Source organism: Bacteroides sp. (assembly GCF_052357945.1).
GTDB lineage: Bacteria > Bacteroidota > Bacteroidia > Bacteroidales > Bacteroidaceae > Bacteroides.
Genome location: NZ_DAWCXD010000027.1, coordinates 16,171 through 32,658 on the forward strand (window position 1 = coordinate 16,171; position 16,488 = coordinate 32,658).

The 16,488-nt window shown below is 40.4% G+C and carries 11 protein-coding genes; 3 read left to right on the forward strand and 8 right to left on the reverse strand.

Translation table 11 applies throughout. The features are described from left to right. The first annotated feature begins 11 nt into the window (after positions 1-11). Together ACT8YW_RS07855 and ACT8YW_RS07860 are read left to right on the forward strand one after the other, a co-directional pair. Positions 12-1,367, forward strand: a complete 1,356-nt coding sequence (locus ACT8YW_RS07855) for an MATE family efflux transporter (RefSeq protein WP_444104578.1) — start codon at positions 12-14, stop codon at positions 1,365-1,367. Positions 1,368-1,380: 13 nt separating this feature from the next. Next, the gene (locus ACT8YW_RS07860; protein ID WP_008998873.1) at positions 1,381-1,959 is read left to right on the forward strand and encodes a Crp/Fnr family transcriptional regulator; all 579 of its coding nucleotides are present in this window, start codon (positions 1,381-1,383) and stop codon (positions 1,957-1,959) included. A gap of 128 nt (positions 1,960-2,087) precedes the next feature. Here the strand turns inward: ACT8YW_RS07860 and ACT8YW_RS07865 are convergent, their stop codons facing one another. The 8 genes from ACT8YW_RS07865 to ACT8YW_RS07900 are packed head-to-tail and all read right to left on the reverse strand — an operon-like array spanning position 2,088 to position 15,538. Then, the gene (locus ACT8YW_RS07865; protein ID WP_008998874.1) at positions 2,088-4,826 is read right to left on the reverse strand and encodes a GH92 family glycosyl hydrolase; all 2,739 of its coding nucleotides are present in this window, start codon (positions 4,824-4,826) and stop codon (positions 2,088-2,090) included. A gap of 17 nt (positions 4,827-4,843) precedes the next feature. After that, positions 4,844-6,025: an MFS transporter gene (locus ACT8YW_RS07870; RefSeq protein ID WP_008998875.1), complete on the reverse strand. Its 1,182-nt coding sequence runs from the start codon at positions 6,023-6,025 to the stop codon at positions 4,844-4,846. Positions 6,026-6,030: 5 nt separating this feature from the next. After that, positions 6,031-7,134, reverse strand: coding sequence for a DUF4185 domain-containing protein (locus ACT8YW_RS07875; RefSeq protein WP_008998876.1), 1,104 nt, complete (start codon positions 7,132-7,134; stop codon positions 6,031-6,033). A 16-nt stretch (positions 7,135-7,150) separates the two neighbouring features. Continuing rightward, complete coding sequence (locus ACT8YW_RS07880; RefSeq protein ID WP_008998877.1) at positions 7,151-8,644, reverse strand: RagB/SusD family nutrient uptake outer membrane protein; 1,494 nt, start codon at positions 8,642-8,644, stop codon at positions 7,151-7,153. 13 nt (positions 8,645-8,657) lie between these two features. Next, positions 8,658-11,759, reverse strand: coding sequence for a SusC/RagA family TonB-linked outer membrane protein (locus ACT8YW_RS07885; protein ID WP_444104579.1), 3,102 nt, complete (start codon positions 11,757-11,759; stop codon positions 8,658-8,660). Between the two features lie 24 nt (positions 11,760-11,783). Continuing rightward, entirely contained in the window at positions 11,784-12,656 is an 873-nt protein-coding gene (locus tag ACT8YW_RS07890; protein WP_444104580.1) for a hypothetical protein, read from the reverse strand. A gap of 21 nt (positions 12,657-12,677) precedes the next feature. Then, on the reverse strand, positions 12,678-13,778 hold the full coding sequence (locus ACT8YW_RS07895; protein WP_008998880.1) for an ROK family protein: 1,101 nt from the start codon (positions 13,776-13,778) through the stop codon (positions 12,678-12,680). A 29-nt stretch (positions 13,779-13,807) separates the two neighbouring features. Further along, positions 13,808-15,538, reverse strand: a complete 1,731-nt coding sequence (locus ACT8YW_RS07900) for a class I mannose-6-phosphate isomerase (RefSeq protein ID WP_444104581.1) — start codon at positions 15,536-15,538, stop codon at positions 13,808-13,810. A gap of 142 nt (positions 15,539-15,680) precedes the next feature. On the opposite strand from ACT8YW_RS07900, the gene ACT8YW_RS07905 reads away from it, so the two are divergent. Then, positions 15,681-16,409, forward strand: a complete 729-nt coding sequence (locus tag ACT8YW_RS07905; protein WP_004313528.1) for a GntR family transcriptional regulator — start codon at positions 15,681-15,683, stop codon at positions 16,407-16,409. Positions 16,410-16,488 lie beyond the last annotated feature (79 nt).

Consider the following 16,488-nt stretch of genomic DNA (forward strand, 5'->3'; position numbering starts at 1 on the left):
GGTAGAAAGTTATGAAAGATAGTATTGATTTCGGCAGTATGAACATCTCCACGTTGTTCCGTAAGTTACTAATTCCTACGGTACTTGGGATGGTATTCTCGGCTCTGTTCGTTATTACGGACGGGATATTTGTAGGAAAAGGAATTGGCAGTGACGCGCTGGCGGCAGTAAATATCACTGCACCGCTTTTTATGATCGCAGCGGGTATCGGACTGATGTTCGGAGTGGGAGCTTCGGTGGTGGCTTCCATTCATTTATCTCAGGGAAAACGCAAAGTAGCAAGTATTAATATCACTCAGGCAATTGCTTTTTCCGCATTGCTCATACTTATCCTGTCTGCTCTGTGCCTTTATTTTATAGAGCCATTAGCCAGATTATTAGGTAGTTCGGACCGATTGTTGCCGTTAGCTGTAGAATATATGGCATGGTACATTCCTTTTCTCGTATTCTACGAAGTCTTAAATATAGGTATGTTCTGCATCCGTCTGGACGGTTCACCCACCTATGCCATGATGTATAATGCGGTTGCAGCCATACTCAATATCATACTGGATTATATATTCATCTTCGAATTTGGTTGGGGAATAATGGGAGCAGCTTTTGCCACCAGTCTGGGGACTGTTGTGGGAGGGTTGATGACACTGATTTACTTACTCCGCTTCTCTCGTACCCTCCATCTATGCCGGATAAAGTTAAGTATCAAAAGTCTGTTACTGACTCTTCGCAACATCGGTTATATGATTAAACTGGGAAGTTCTGCTTTTATCAGTGAAGCCTCCATTGCCTGTATGATGTTTCTGGGGAACTACGTTTTCATCCGCCATCTCGGTGAAGACGGAGTGGCAGCATTCAGTATTGCCTGTTACTTCTTCCCTATCATCTTCATGGTCTATAATGCCATTGCACAATCCGCACAGCCGATTATCAGCTATAACTTCGGAGCCGGACAACCCGAGCGTGTACGAAAGACACTACATCTCGCCATTCGGACCGCTTTAATCTGCGGTATCAGCTTTTTCATTCTTACCGTACTATGCTGCCAAGACATCGTTTCGTTATTCATTGACCGCAGCTACGCTGCATTTGATATAGCAGTAAACGGGCTTCCTTATTTCGGAGTAGGATTCATTTTCTTTGCCGTCAACATGATTGGCATTGGTTATTATCAAAGCGTCGAAAGAGGTCAGCGGGCAACAATTATCACTCTTCTCCGAGGAGTCGTGTTTATGTTGATCGGATTCTTTGCGCTCCCTCCGGTATTGGGTATACCGGGTATCTGGCTAGCCGTACCATTGGCAGAGTTATTAACCACTTTCTATATTTTCGGAATTTATTTGAAAGATCGTTTCATTGTCTGCCGACGATAAGTATCTTTGCAATATGAGAACATTCATTGAAAAACTTTGCGATAGATACAAGGTATCAGAAACCGATGTACAGTCTCTACTGAACTGTATGGAAGAGGTACATTTCAAAAAGAGAGATTTAATAGTACGCGAGGGAACAAAGAACTGTAATCTTTATTTTATCAAGACAGGAATATGGCGAGCCTATTATCATAAAGACGGAGTGGATACTACCATCTGGTTTGCTTCAGACGGAGAAGCTGCTTTCTCCGTCTGGGGCTATGTAGATAATGCCTACTCATTAATAAATATTGAGGTCATGTGTGACAGTGTGGCCTATTGTATTTCCCGAACAGCTCTGAATCAGCTATTCGCCTCATCCATCGGACTCGCTAATTTGGGGCTCCGCCTCATGGATCATCAGTTTCTTCAACAGGAGAACTGGCTTATCAGTTCGGGAAGCCCACGGGCTAAAGAACGCTATCTCAACCTTATCAAAGAGACTCCGGAATTATTGCAATATGTACCTTTAAAACATATTGCGTCTTACTTGTGGATAACTCCGCAGTCGCTAAGTAGGATTCGGGCGAAGATAGCATCTTCTTCTCTTTAATAGACGCCTCTAAAAGAAGTGGTTCTGTCAACATGATTAGTTATAACAGAACCACTACTCGGCATTTAATGCCATAATCGACATTATTCCAATCACTTAATAGAGAAATAACAACTGTTTTATTTCAATTATAAATCTGAGTCCGGAGCCAAATATTTAAGTTTTCCCCACGATTTATTGGGTTCATTACCTAACCATAGCTCAAGCTTTCCTCCTTTCGTAAAGTCTGCATGATTAAATTGTGCATAATTCCATTCCATATCGTTCAATTGCGCACGTTGGATATAACAATTTTCAGCAGAATTATTGTGGGTAGTTATAGTAAATGTACTTCCTTCATAATAATCCCCATTCAGTTTGATTGTGATCTTATCAAAAATAGGTGAAGTAATATCGTAGTATGGAGTATCAGATTCCGTACCTGTTACACTAAATAGTCCAAGTGCCATCAATGCACTGACCCCTCCCATTTGACCTTCATCTTCATCATGACCACCGTACCCTTTATCTGGAGTAATTCCTCCATACGCACGTTCTTTTACCTGACGTACCCAATATTGTGTCAACCAAGGTTTTCCACCATAAGCAAAGATGTGTGCATTAGAACATCCGGGCTGATTAGCATAACTTACGTATCCTCCACTGTAAGCATAAACAAAATCTAAATCTCTTGCCTGCTCAAATGCGAAATTTAATTTCTCGCAAAACTTATCTGCTCCTCCCATCATCTTTACCAGCTTAGGCAGTTCATGAGACAAAGACCAGGTGGCCTGCCAGGAATTCGCTTCCACCCAACCGTTTCCACTCAATGCATCCTGATGCAACCATTCACCATTTCTCTTTTTCGGAAATACCAAGCCCTGTTCCGCATTGAATAAAGGAGTCCATGCTCGTGAGCGTTTTTCAAACATACGTGCATCCGAGTGTTTTCCCAACCTTGCAGCCATCCGGCTTGCTCCCCAATCTTGAAATGCCCATTCCAGAGTTTTACTTGCATTGTCCGGACAATAACCATGACTGATATAAAACTTTAAATCATCAGCACTCTCATAGCTCATCATTCCGCCAGGCATATGATTACGTTTTATGACATCAAATGTATGCAAAGGATCGGCTTTTTTCATAATTCCTTTCATATATGTACTTACCAGTAAGCTGGTAGCCGGACAACCGGTCATAATAAATGAATATCCACCCGAACATGCCCCACGAGGCAACAGCTTACCATTATCAGCATACTGAACTAAACAAGCAGATAAATCATCCATGACTTCGGGCCATGCCAGACCCCATAATACGTTCAAATTCCAGTGTGTCAACCAAAGCCCGTCAAAGCCATACATATTAAACTTAGGTTTTCCATCCGCCGTAAGTGGAAGACGACGTACCTTCATAGGTTCAGACGTACGTTTATTGACGTATTTATTTCCGGCATAATCCGGATAATAGCCATTCACATCATTTATTTTATGTCTCCCTAGCAATACATGCCAAAGGTCAGTGTAGAATTTGATGCGTTGAGCATCCGTACCACCTTCAACAGCTATACGTCCTAAAGCCTCATTCCAGACAGAACGGGTTTCTTTACATACCTTGTCAAAATCCCAATGGTTCAGTTCCGCATCCATATTGGCTATTGCATTGTCTACGCTTGTATATGAGAATGCCATTTTAAAAAGCAACTCTTCAGCATTCAATTGTCCAAAGTTCAAAACCATACCGGCAGCATTCCCCGCAATAGCCTCAACATCGGGCAAGACACCTTTCTCATTCCATCCGTCAATGCTTTTTATGGGACGGTTACAATCTAGTACAAAGCTTATTTTTATGCTGTCAGGACCACCCCAAAAGCGTTCTGTCGTGAAAAATTCTCCTACAACACGTGTATTGCTGACACGCAGTAAGGTAGCTTTATCCATAGAGCAATTCCCTAAAACACTACCTACATCCACCAATAATTTGGCATTTACATTTTCGGTATAATTCAAACGGTAGAATGTAGCCCGCTCTGTTGCCGTATACTCCACCCAAGTCTTATACCGGTCCAAATACAGACGATGATAGCCTGGCTGAATTATTTCACTTTCATGTTTAAAAGGTGATTTCCATCCTGCCATACCTTCAGTAGGATTTATTTCCCCTACAACCGGCATAATGTTCGGACCGGAAATCATCCACTCATTTATTTGAGAGAATCCTAAGATATCCGGAAAATTATAATTATATCCGCCACCTCCCTGATTTTTATTGCGGGTGAAAGCATGAGCAGCCACCATACCAAAGGGACGTCCGCCCGGAGTACAGAAGAACCACCGTCCCCGGGTAGTTTCAATATAAGGGTCAACCCACTCTACATAGTCAGTTTGATTACCATGTGCGGCAAAAACTTCGATTTCAGACAACCCCAAATTTTTTCCATTCCCATCTGTTGCCTCAAAACGAATCCATTTCACCTTTTTCTTAGGGAAAGAGATACTTTTCGGGCTTCCATCATTAGGAATAGCTGTTACACTAAGCTGAGATCCATCACTGAAATGAAGAGTTCCACCGGCAAGGTGTTCAGCAAGAGATACCCGGTCATACAGCACCACTCGATCCACACACACTTCTTCATCCCATTCCAACTGTGCCCACGGGGTATACATGACTCCCCACGACGTAACACTTCCCTTGCAAGCCCACTCGCCCTTATCATCATACATTATTTTACCGTCAACCAGGTTGTCGGCAGCATAATTCTCATTCAACACATTAGATACCGTGACATGCGCCCGTGGGGCTATATTATCTTGTGCTGCCTGAAGTACAAGAATATTGCTGCACCATATAGCAGCTACTAGCAATCCTTTTATTATGTTTTGATTCATCATTATATTTTTATTTATTATAAAGTTGTCTGCTCTCCACATTTCCGTTCTCTTACCGCAAAAGCACAATAGGTGAGATACAACACACAAAGTAAAATGACAATAACTCCAGCCGTAATTCCGGCGTTATCTATTGCAAACCCAATAACAGGAGTTACCACTCCCCCTCCGGCTACAGCCGTCAGCATTAACCCGGAAATCTGATTCATTTTTGTGGGACATTCTTGAAATGCCATCGAGTAAATAATAGAAAATACAGACGAAGCAAAAAAGCCAATTCCGCCAATACATAATAGACTAACAGCTGGATTCTGAACACCAATCAATAATACAAGCATCATGATACATGCCAGAATATTGACTTTGAAATAGCGAGCACCTGCAATGCGGGTCAGCAAGAAAGCACCGAGAAGAGCACCAACCGTTCTACTAAAGAAATATACTTGTGGAGCAAACTTCACTTGTTCCGCAGTCCAATCATACCGGATGCTCATTAATTTTGAACTGACATAATTTGTAGCGACATCCACACCTACAATAAAGAATATTCCAAAAAAAAGAATGAGTATGGTTCTATTTTTCAGCAGGTTGAAAGAATCAGAAACAGATACTTTACTCTCTTCCACCTGCTCTCTCCGAATGGGAGTAAACGTCAACCATAAAGCAAAGAATAATGTAATAGCGCCTAAAATGGGGAAACAATAATACCATTTATCATCACCAAAATGCAGGGTGGCAAATAATACAATTTCAGGACCTACCAACGAAGAGACAGCCTTGATAACCTGTCCGGCCGTCAGACTGCTAGTCAATAGCCGAGGGCTGGAAATAACATTATTCAATAACGGATTTAAAGAGATCTGTAGTATGGCGTTCCCTATACCTAGCAAAACATACGCAATAATACATGTTACACTACTGTAGACCAACAATGGCAAAAACATCCCAACAACTGTCACCGCCATACTAGCGAGTACTGTATTTTTCCGTCCGTATTTACTCATTCTGTTACCAACAGGAATCCCTAAAAATAGAAACCAGATAAATACCATTGAAGGAACAAAACCCGTCATAGTTGGAGACCAATTAAAGCTCTTCTGCATATAGTCGGATGAAATACCGACTATATCACAGAATCCCATAACAAAAAAAGCGGCAAGCACGGGAATGGCTTTCAAATAAGAGTTATTCTTTACCATAACTATCACTTTAATATATGATCTACGGGTACCCAGAAGAAACGAGGCTGGTACAATGATGCCTTCTCAAATACCTTCTTCAAATCATAGGTATTAACGTTATAACACATCAATATTTTATCATTTTTCATGTATTGAGGATGTACCATTGTATTATAAGTCATCATACTGTCTTGTTCAAAATTAGGTTCATCGACCGTATAGAGCAATTTCTCATGACTAAATGCACCTTCAGGGCTGTCGGCAATATAGGAATAAATTTCTTTGGCATTTCCCGAACGATTTTGGGAAACCAACACAATTTTTTCATTTAGACTAAATACATTGAATTGCTCAGAGATATTTTTCTGAAGTCCTTCAAGTTTCGCTGTTTTAGTAGCATCCGCCTGCCAGCTAGCCCCATCCCAATACACAAAGTTCGCCAGCTTATTATCAACCAATTCAGCCTTCGCCACATGAACAACTGCCTTTGCTCCTGTCGAGTCCGACTTTGTTCCGTAAATGTAGATTGCATTTTGATAAGGCATCACTGCATGTCCATAGTGTACACCATTCTGATTGGCAGCAGGGATATTCATCTCATCAATGATCTTCATGGTTTTCACATCCAGACGAAAATAGTCACAACACATATATTCAAAACCAAAAGATCCCTCACCCACTTTCCTGAACTTGGACATGAACAAATGAAGAATACCATCTTTCACAAATCCATCTCCAGGCCAATACCAACGGGGTGAATCCCCATCCTGCTCTGCCGGTATATATGCAGAAGGATTCTTCAAATCACCACTATACAAGGTCTCCAGTTCTCCTTTCTCATTGATAATCGTAAAAGTGTTACCCATCACAAATTTAGAGTCTTTACTCCTTTTATCATCGACAACATCTCCAAAAAACGAGTCACCCCACATAAAAAGATTCCGTCCATCCTTCAAGTCTATTGATATAGCACCGTCACCTCCTGTCACTCCACCGCCAAGTCCGGGCATCAACCGTGTACACCACATTGAATCCAGTTCGACTTCCATCTGTGTTACAGATGACTTATTGTTGTTTTGGCAAGATACAAATAATGTACAGGCCAACAAATAGATAAACTTATTCATAATTCTATCTTTTTGGTTATTGTCCATAGCCTTCATTCTGCGTAATCATGTTTTGTGACAGGTCTATTTCTCTTTGAGGAATAGGAAATTTCACATGGTATTCTTTAGGAGTAGATTCCGGTTTGGCAGCCTTTATGATAGACACAAATTCTTGCGGTGTACACATCCTGGTCAAATCAAACCAACGATGTCCTTCCATCACAAATTCATGACGATACTCATTCAATACGGCCTTCTTAAATCCCTTATAGTCGGTAGGTACAGCCGTGGTCAGTCCGGCACGGTTCCTTACAGCATTAATTGCGATCACCGCCTCCTCATTAGCTCCTTGATTTATTTCATTCAAAGCTTCGGCTATAATCAAATACATCTCTGCTGTACGAATTGCCGGAAATATAGCCTCTGTATTATTCCCTTTAGGTTCGGCTTGACTATCCCAATACTTAAAAACATAGGGCTTATCGAAATCCTTAATGCTACCATCACTATAAGTAAAACTTCTCTTCAAAGTAACATCCAGGCGCTGGTCATTCTGCTGGTCAAAGCTATTCCATAAATCTTCGGTAGCATTTTCCCATCCTTGGGCATTGCTTACTCCGTCAAGGGCAGGCAATAAACGTACCAAAAACTGTGCACCTTTCCAACCTTCACTCAACGTTGCGCTAAAGTTTACTCCCCAGATTATTTCCGTATTAAAACGATTGGCCACTTTAAATAAATCACCGTAGTTTTCAAGCATAGGGAAATTCGGGATGACAGATTTAGCCTTGTCTACAGCAAGCTGGTAATGCTCCTGACTATGATGTTCTGCTGCATAAGTTAAATAAACCCTGGCTAACAAAGCTGATGCAGATGCAGGATAAGGTCTTCCTCCGCCAAAGCGTTCAGTGTACTTCAAATCGGTTTCAGCAGTCTTAAGATCCGAAAAGATCAATTCATAAATTGTCTCTTTGGAGGTCCGGCTAGTTGCATCTTCCTCTGCACTTTCAACATTATGTTCGCGTAAAGGAACATCACCAAACATCCGGATCAAATCAAAATACATCATTGCTCTAAAGAATTTTGCTTCGGCCACCAACTGATTTCTTAAAGTCACATCCATATCAATAGATGGAACTTTATCAATCACGACATTACAACATTTTATCGTTTGATAAAAATCTCTCCACAGCAATTCTACAGGCTGATTATATTGGTCTATTTGCATATTTTCCACCGATTGGTAGTCAATGCTGGTCTGATTAGTTTCCGAATTATCAGCAAACATATCCTGAAGAACCCAATAATCATTGTAGAAAGTACCACCATAGTTTTTATCCCATAACCCATTCGGAGCATATCCGATAATCAAATAATCATAAATAGCATTGGTGGCGGATATAGCATGCTGAGCTGTTTTATAATATCCTTCACTTGTAATATTCCCTTTAGGCACTTCGTCGAGGAAATCCGAACAAGCAGTGAACATGAATGCTCCACTCAATAAAATGCTTAATATGTATTTTTTCATAATCTATTCTTTTTTAAAAATTCATTCTTAAACCAAACTCATACGATTTAGACATCGGATAAGAACCATAATCAGCTCCCATTGAAAGATTGTCGTTAGAAAAACGACTTACCTCAGGATCATATCCGGAATAATTGGTGAACGTATAAATATTCTTTAATCCGGCAAAGATTGTAAGTCCCTCACAATAAAATTTCTGAAGGATGCTTTTGGGGAAAGTATAACTTAACGTGATATCTTTTATTCTGAGATATGAACCGTCTTCCACATAATGATCGGACAAAATAGTACCAGATGATTTAGTCGTGGCACGAGGATATTTATTAGTAGGATTCTCGGGAGTCCATCTTTCCAATGCTGCCACAGAATTATTTTTATGTCCGTCAAAACTTTCCAATGAAAACTTATTGAAGTTCACAATCTCATTACCTACCGCACCTTGCAAATAGACTGTCAGCCCAATGGATGAATGATCGCGCAGGTTATAAGTAAAGGTATTATTGAATCCGAAAGTAAAATCCGGATTAGCATTTCCCAACTCATATAAATCGTCCTCATTAATCACATTATCACCATTCTTATTGACATATTTACGATCACCATGTTTCAAGGTTTTTCCAGAGAAATATGGAATTTTAGACAAGTCTTCGCTCAATTGTGCTATTCCATCAGTTTTATATCCATAAATTGTACCGATAGGCTTACCCTCATTTATTTTAGTCCAATAGGTTACTCCCAAAATAGATGCCCCCGAAAGATTTTCCTGGCTTCCAGCTAAATCTGTAATTTCATTCTTATTGTAACCGAGAGTAAAATTCATATCCCAGCCGAATTTACCGGCAAAAGGTACTGCACCCAAAGCAAATTCAAAACCCTCATTACGCAGACTGCCAACATTCTTTACGGCTGTATCATAACCGGTATTAAACGACACAGGCATAGCAAGCAGCAAGTCGCGCGTATTTTTTCGGTAATAGTCCGCAGTTAAGGTAAGACGATTATTAAATAAACCCAAGTCAAAACCAAGATTCACCTGCGAAGTTGTTTCCCACTTCAAGTCTTGATTACTCAATGTATAAGGCACCACGCCGGTTGCCACTTCACTATTGCCAAAATACGCTTCTGTGTTATACATCAACCCTTGCGAACTATATGGAGGAATTCCTTCATTGCCCACAATACCATAACTTACTCTCAACTTCATATTTGAAATGGCTTGCGCCCGCTTCATGAAATTCTCTTCTGAAATTCTCCATGCACCCGAGATTGAAGGGAAAAAGCCATATTTATTGCCCTTACCAAATTTTGAAGATCCGTCAATACGACCGGTCAGACTCATTAAATAACGACCACCGTAATTATAATTCACACGAGCCAGATAAGATAACATCTGCCATTCGGAGATACCCGAACTTGCAGCTTGACGCAACGCTCCTGATTGTATTGAGTTGAATCCTAAAAATCCGTCTGTAAAATCAGCTGTTGAAACTGACGAATTTTCCGAGACAAAAGCTTGCGCTGTCATACCGGCCAAAGCGCTAATCGTATGCTTCTCAAAAGTGTTTGTATAGTTGACGGTATTCTCCCATACCCAGTTGTAACCGTCACGATTTCCTATGCTGGCATAGCCACCATTCGATTCTGCACGTTTAATCTCCCCGGGAGCAAAAGCCTGATCCTTTATATAGAAATAGTCAACACCGATACTAGTCTTAAAGGTTAGATTTTTAATTGGAACCCATTCTAAATAAGCATTAGCCAATGTCCGGAATGAAGTATTTCTATTTTTCGCTTCATAGGCATCTTGCACAGGATTACCCACATTATTAGTTGTAGTCAAATTGTTTTCATAAATGTAATCTCCGGATTCATTTCTCACGGGAAGAGCCGGATTCATTTCCAACGCCCAAGAAGTGATAGAAGAAGCAAATCCTCCTTCCGAATTCGTTACCACACCATTTGAACGGCTATAGCTCAGATTCACAGAAACGCCAGTCTTCAGCCATTTATTTATTTGCTGCCCCAGGTTAATACGGAAGCTTCCTTTTCCAAAATCTGAACCAATAATTATACCATCTTGCAACAGTAAATTACCGGAAACAAAATAAGTAGTTTTATCATTTCCACCTGATACTGAAATATCATAGTTCTGCATAGGTGCTGTACGGAATATCTCATCTTGCCAGTCCGTATTTAGTTTGGACAGATTATTCAACCCAGCAAAAACGGGATTTCTTTCTTCACCAGCATTGTCCGTTGCCTCATTTCCCAACTCGGCCAATTGGACCGCATTCAGCATATCCATTTTTTTAGTTACCTGCTGCAATGTGTATTTAGCTCCGATAGAGACTTTAGGCTTTCCATTCTTACCTTGTTTGGTAGTGACCAGCACCACACCATTCGCCCCACGGGCACCGTATATGGAAGTTGCAGAAGCATCTTTCAAAATTTCAATAGATTCAATATCATTGGGATTGATATTAGTCAAAGGATTAAGAGCCGGATTCTTTAAAGTCCCGGTGCTGAATGTATTTGCATCACTAATCACAGGAACACCATCAATCACATACAAAGGTTCATTGTTTCCATTAATAGAACTGGTACCTCTGATTCGAATAGAAGTTCCGGCACCTGGCTGACCCGAAGTGTTTAAAACAGCCACACCGGCTGCTCTTCCCTGAATACCCTGATCTAAAGAGGTTATCGAAGTGGAAGATAATTGTTCTGACTTAATAGTAGAAATTGACGAAGTCAGATCACTTTTCTTTTGCACACCATATCCTACCACTACCACATCAGCCAATACTTGCATATCATCTTCCAGCACTATGTGAAATTCTCTCTTTTGTGCGGTAACTTTAACGATCTTTGTTTGGTATCCTACAAAAGAAATCTCAAGTACTGATTTGTCAGGAACAGATAATGAAAATTCTCCATCCTTATTAGAAATGGTTCCATAAGTTGAACCTTGCTGTAAAATAGTAGCTCCGATAATGGGGTCACCCATTGCATCACGAACTGTACCCTTGACGTTCAAACTTTTATTCTGTGCACTAACACTTCCCAGAATAAACATCAACAACAATAAAGTTATGCTCCTAAATAAATTATTCATGTGTTTTTATGATTAGATTGTTTATTAATAAGATCCCGGATTACAAGACGCTACAATATAGTTATCCGGATTTTGTCCCCGATAAGGAGTAAAATCTTCAGTTTTGGATACTGGCGTATAAACTTCCAACACTCTTTCATTTGAAGAATAGCCATCCCCCAGCCCTGAAAGGTCTTGATAACTTTCCAATATCATTTTACGATCCGACAACTGCAATACATTATAATGAGTTATCAAGGCTTCGGCCGGCGAAAACACATTATAGTGAATAGTAGATAAAGTCTTTACAGTAGCTCCGTCCATGGTAACCTGCCATGCACAATAGGAATTTAACGTTTCCAAAGCAGCACTTGAGAATATGTATCCCCAATCGACCTGCCAAGTCAAGTCCGAATTAAACCGATGTATATCATCTTTCAAATCAGGAGTAGCTGTATCTTCCCCTTTAATAGTTTGCGATGCCAATACCCAGTCATATTTTAACAATAATGGAATCTGTGCCAGCTCCACTGTTAAAACCAGATCTCCGGCATCCACCACTTTGTTGTTCTCATCCATTCCATAAAAGGAGTACACTAATATTCCATTTTCATCACCGGCGATAATCTCCTCAGTGAATGTATATGGAAAGCTCAACTCACTCACATTCAGTTCCTTTAAATAAGAACTGACTTCTTTTCCTTCGATACTTTTCTTAACCACAATTTTTGAAATCAAATCAGGATCAGACAGTGACAGTTCTACAGAAACATGATCCCCAATCTTAATTTTCCCCTCCAAAATACTTAAGGTCAGTAACCCTGTCTGTTGCTTATCATCACTCTTACACGAAATAATTAATGATGATATCATTCCTAATACAATAGAAATGAAAATGATTTTTTTTAGTGTTTTCATACGATATTTAGTTTACGAATATTACGTTAAATCTATTTTTTGCAGCGCATAGGCATAAGCACCTCGCATAATAGAGCGGCTAGCACCTTCTCTACTGCACAGCACCAAGGTCTGTTTTAATTGATGGTAGGTAGTAGTCAAATGAGTACCTGGAATGACAACCTGACTATCAGATAAACTCAAGAAACGAGCTCTTTCCGATTCATCTTCTCCATTATATACTTGCATAGAAACGCATGGAAACTTATTTCCCGAAAAAGTAGTCAGTTGTGCCCTAAGTTCTGTTATCAAAGCTGGTAATATATATTTTGAGGCTCCTGCGACTCCTCCACCTATAACCACCAAACCATCCACAACATTCAGTACCGAAGCAATAGCAGCACCTGCCATCATACCAAGTTCATTAAAACTTGCGATTGCTGCATGACGGTTACCTTCCTTTATACCTTCAGCAATGTCATAAATATCTTTTGGACTTAATGAGGCAGAGCTTTGTCCGGACAAGTCGCTGTACACTCTTCTCACAGCACGTATACTAACACTTTCTTCAGCAAGCATATCCGGATATTTCTTATTTCTCATAAGCCAGATGTCTCCTCCACAACCATTATCTCCGGTCAACAAGACTTTATTTATAACAACTCCTGCGCCGAATCCGGTTCCCAATGTTATACCAATCAAATTTTTATATTCCCTGCTGCAACCAGCTAAAGATAATTCCCTGTTTATCATAGGCAATGCACCCGATAAGGCTTCACCGTAAGCAAACAGATTTCCATCATTTTCTATAAAAACCGGAATTCCGTATTTATGCTTCAAAAAAGGACCTAATGCAACACCTCCTCTGAATGAAGGAAAATTGGGCAAATCTCCTATGATTCCATTCTCATAATCAGCAGGACCCGGAAAAGCAAAACTGATTGCAACTGGGGGAACTGGTATAGCAGCTATTACTCTATCAAATCCCTTCACCAACACTTCCAGGCATTCGTCTAAATTATCAGAAACTGCCGGAAGCCCTATTGGACTTATCATTTCATTATTCCCTTGAATGGCAGAAAATACAAAATTTGTTCCTCCTGCATCCAGAGTCAAAACTACCCGTTTATCATATTCATACATATACTATTTTAGGTTTAAAAGTTCAACTACTAAAATCTGACATATGCCTTGATAGTGACACATTCCTTATCGCGACACTTTCCATAAGGTTTGATTGTATATTCGCCAACAGAAGCAGGAATGATAAATGTTTCCGCATAATGCACCACGAAAGGTTCAAAGGCGTGAGTAGGACTCTCAACGACGGCCTCTTCTCCCTCCAGCAGATTCAGCACATTTACACTGTCGTTTGTGTGATGCAGCACCGGTGACGAGAAACGGTGACGGCGGGTTTCGATAAATTCATTCGGATGCAATCCGGTACGTTCCTCAATCCACCCATCTCCGGAAGCCACTTCTTTAAACTGGTTGCGAAGATGTTCATTTACATATTCCGTATCCCGATTCCAGTTGATTACGCATTTACCACGTTCCACATTGATTGGGCGTGGTTTTCCATCCAGTCCCAGACGTTGCCAGTCCCATAGTTTGAAAGTAAAGAGGTTCGGAGTCGAACTGATTTCAAGTACCATACTATTCGCACCGGAACAATGAATCGTTCCTCCCGGAATCAGGAAGTGATCGTGTTTCTTTGTCGGAATCTTGTTGACATACTTTTCTGCGTCGAACACCAGTTCACCTTTTTGTGCTTTACGCAAATCGCCGATCATCGCCTCTTTGTCCACTCCTGTCTTCACTCCCAGATAAACTACGGCATCTTCTTCCGCGTCTACCATGTAGTAACTTTCATCCTGCGTGTAGTACATACCGAAACTGTCACGGATAAATTGAGTAGTAGGATGCACCTGCAAACTCAAATTACCTCCGCCCATCGTATCCAAAAAGTCGAAACGAATAGGGAAGTCTTTTCCAAAGCGTGCCTCCACCGGTTCACCAAGCAACTCTTTACTTTTCAGCAAAACCAAATCAACCGAAGGCAGTTCAAAGCGCACTCCGTTCACTTCAAAATAAAGGCTGTTCTCTTCAGGTACACAGTCAAAGCACCAGCCGAAATTTTCGCGTTCACGATCCAGGTCGCAAACCTCTTTCATCCATTGACCACCCCAGGGAGCCGGATCGAAGAAAGGAACTACCCGGAACGGTGTGTTCACCGTTGCCTCTACCCCTTTAAAGAAAGTATCCTTATCAATCATCTTCGGTGTCCCGGCCACATGGGTGTCAATCCAGAATTCTACCCTGTCAAACAATCTTTCCTTATACCTATCACATACTCTCCAATCGTTGAAATACCCTCTCTTGTATTGCAAAGAAACGGCATCGTTCCGATTGTCTATACCTAAAGCTTTTACCTCATGCCGACGGAAACGTTGTTGGATTTCCCAACGTGCCATATCCGCATAAACCACCATTGCGTCCTGCGGAGCAACAACAGCAGCACCCGTACCTATGATTACAATGGTTTCTTTTGCTTCACTGATTTGCTTCCGTGCAGCAGCCACCTTATCCGCATCCAAATAATCTTCCAGCTTCAAATTGGTGACATAGCCGAATAATACATCTTCAGTCATGAAGCGTTCTGTCAACGTTTGAATTTCTTTTTCCGGTTTCATCAAATCACGTACATTCATCACTCTTCCGGAGAATTCTTTTGAAAAAGCATCCAGCACTTCTTCTTCATATACTCCTGTATATAAATCCACAGCCAGCACTTTTCTTGCATCCATTTTCTCTTTTAACATAGAAATGATAGAATCCCACCCCTGAACAAGCATCCCCGTCAGCTTCGTAGAAGGAAATTTATCATAATTAGCTTTTCTCATGTTTATAGCGTTTTTAAATTTTATATGTTCATACATACTTTCAATTGTGCAAATATATAGATTTTATTTTTATTCCAAACAAAACTTGGATTATTTTTTGATAAATCTTATATTTGCTGAAAATAAACCAATCAGGATAGATATGAAATTAGATCATAATAGTGACAAACCACTTCATATTCAGGCAGAAGAGATACTAAGAAGACTCATAGAATCTGAAGAGTACAAAAACGGGAAGCTATTTCCCAATGAGGTCGAATTGTCTGAACAATTACATATTTCAAGGAACACATTGAGACAAGCTATCAACAAACTCGTGTTTGAGGGGCTTTTGGTGCGCAAGAAAGGCTACGGGACGAAAGTAGTAAAGAAAGGTATCGTAGGCGGAGTAAAGAACTGGCTTAGTTTCTCACAGGAAATGAAGATGTTAGGTATAGAGATTCGCAATTTCGAGCTACATATCAGTTTAAAGCGTGCAACCGAAGAAATCGGTACGTTCTTTGATTTAGGTTCCAGTCCCGACACTCGCTGTGTAGTGATGGAGCGCGTCAGAGGAAAAAAAGAATATCCGTTTGTTTACTTCATCTCTTATTTCAACCCCAATATTCCACTGACCGGAGAAGAAGATTATACACGCCCATTATACGAAATGCTGGAAACCCAATATAATATAGTGGTAAAAACCAGCAAGGAAGAGATTTCAGCCAGACTTGCAGGGGAATTTATTGCAGAGAAACTGGAGATAAAATCCAATGACCCTATATTAATAAGGAAAAGATTTGTTTATGATGTGAACGGAGTACCTATTGAATACAACGTCGGATATTACCGGGCGGACAGCTTTACTTATACAATAGAGGCAGAAAGATAGACCGTATGTTCATACATATATAATATAAGGAGGCTATTTTAGAAGTTGAAATCTCTATCTTTCCTTTAAAATAACCTCT

What these genes read in the sequence shown, in the direction of transcription:
- ACT8YW_RS07880 (WP_008998877.1), bottom strand. Translation starts at nt 8,644, where the DNA reads ATGAAAAAATACATATTAAGCATTTTATTGAGTGGAGCATTCATGTTC.
- ACT8YW_RS07890 (WP_444104580.1), bottom strand. Translation starts at nt 12,656, where the DNA reads ATGAAAACACTAAAAAAAATCATTTTCATTTCTATTGTATTAGGAATG.
- ACT8YW_RS07900 (WP_444104581.1), bottom strand. Translation starts at nt 15,538, where the DNA reads ATGAGAAAAGCTAATTATGATAAATTTCCTTCTACGAAGCTGACGGGG.
- ACT8YW_RS07895 (WP_008998880.1), bottom strand. Translation starts at nt 13,778, where the DNA reads ATGTATGAATATGATAAACGGGTAGTTTTGACTCTGGATGCAGGAGGA.
- ACT8YW_RS07905 (WP_004313528.1), top strand. Translation starts at nt 15,681, where the DNA reads ATGAAATTAGATCATAATAGTGACAAACCACTTCATATTCAGGCAGAA.
- ACT8YW_RS07885 (WP_444104579.1), bottom strand. Translation starts at nt 11,759, where the DNA reads ATGAATAATTTATTTAGGAGCATAACTTTATTGTTGTTGATGTTTATT.
- ACT8YW_RS07865 (WP_008998874.1), bottom strand. Translation starts at nt 4,826, where the DNA reads ATGAATCAAAACATAATAAAAGGATTGCTAGTAGCTGCTATATGGTGC.
- ACT8YW_RS07855 (WP_444104578.1), top strand. Translation starts at nt 12, where the DNA reads ATGAAAGATAGTATTGATTTCGGCAGTATGAACATCTCCACGTTGTTC.
- ACT8YW_RS07860 (WP_008998873.1), top strand. Translation starts at nt 1,381, where the DNA reads ATGAGAACATTCATTGAAAAACTTTGCGATAGATACAAGGTATCAGAA.
- ACT8YW_RS07875 (WP_008998876.1), bottom strand. Translation starts at nt 7,134, where the DNA reads ATGAATAAGTTTATCTATTTGTTGGCCTGTACATTATTTGTATCTTGC.
- ACT8YW_RS07870 (WP_008998875.1), bottom strand. Translation starts at nt 6,025, where the DNA reads ATGGTAAAGAATAACTCTTATTTGAAAGCCATTCCCGTGCTTGCCGCT.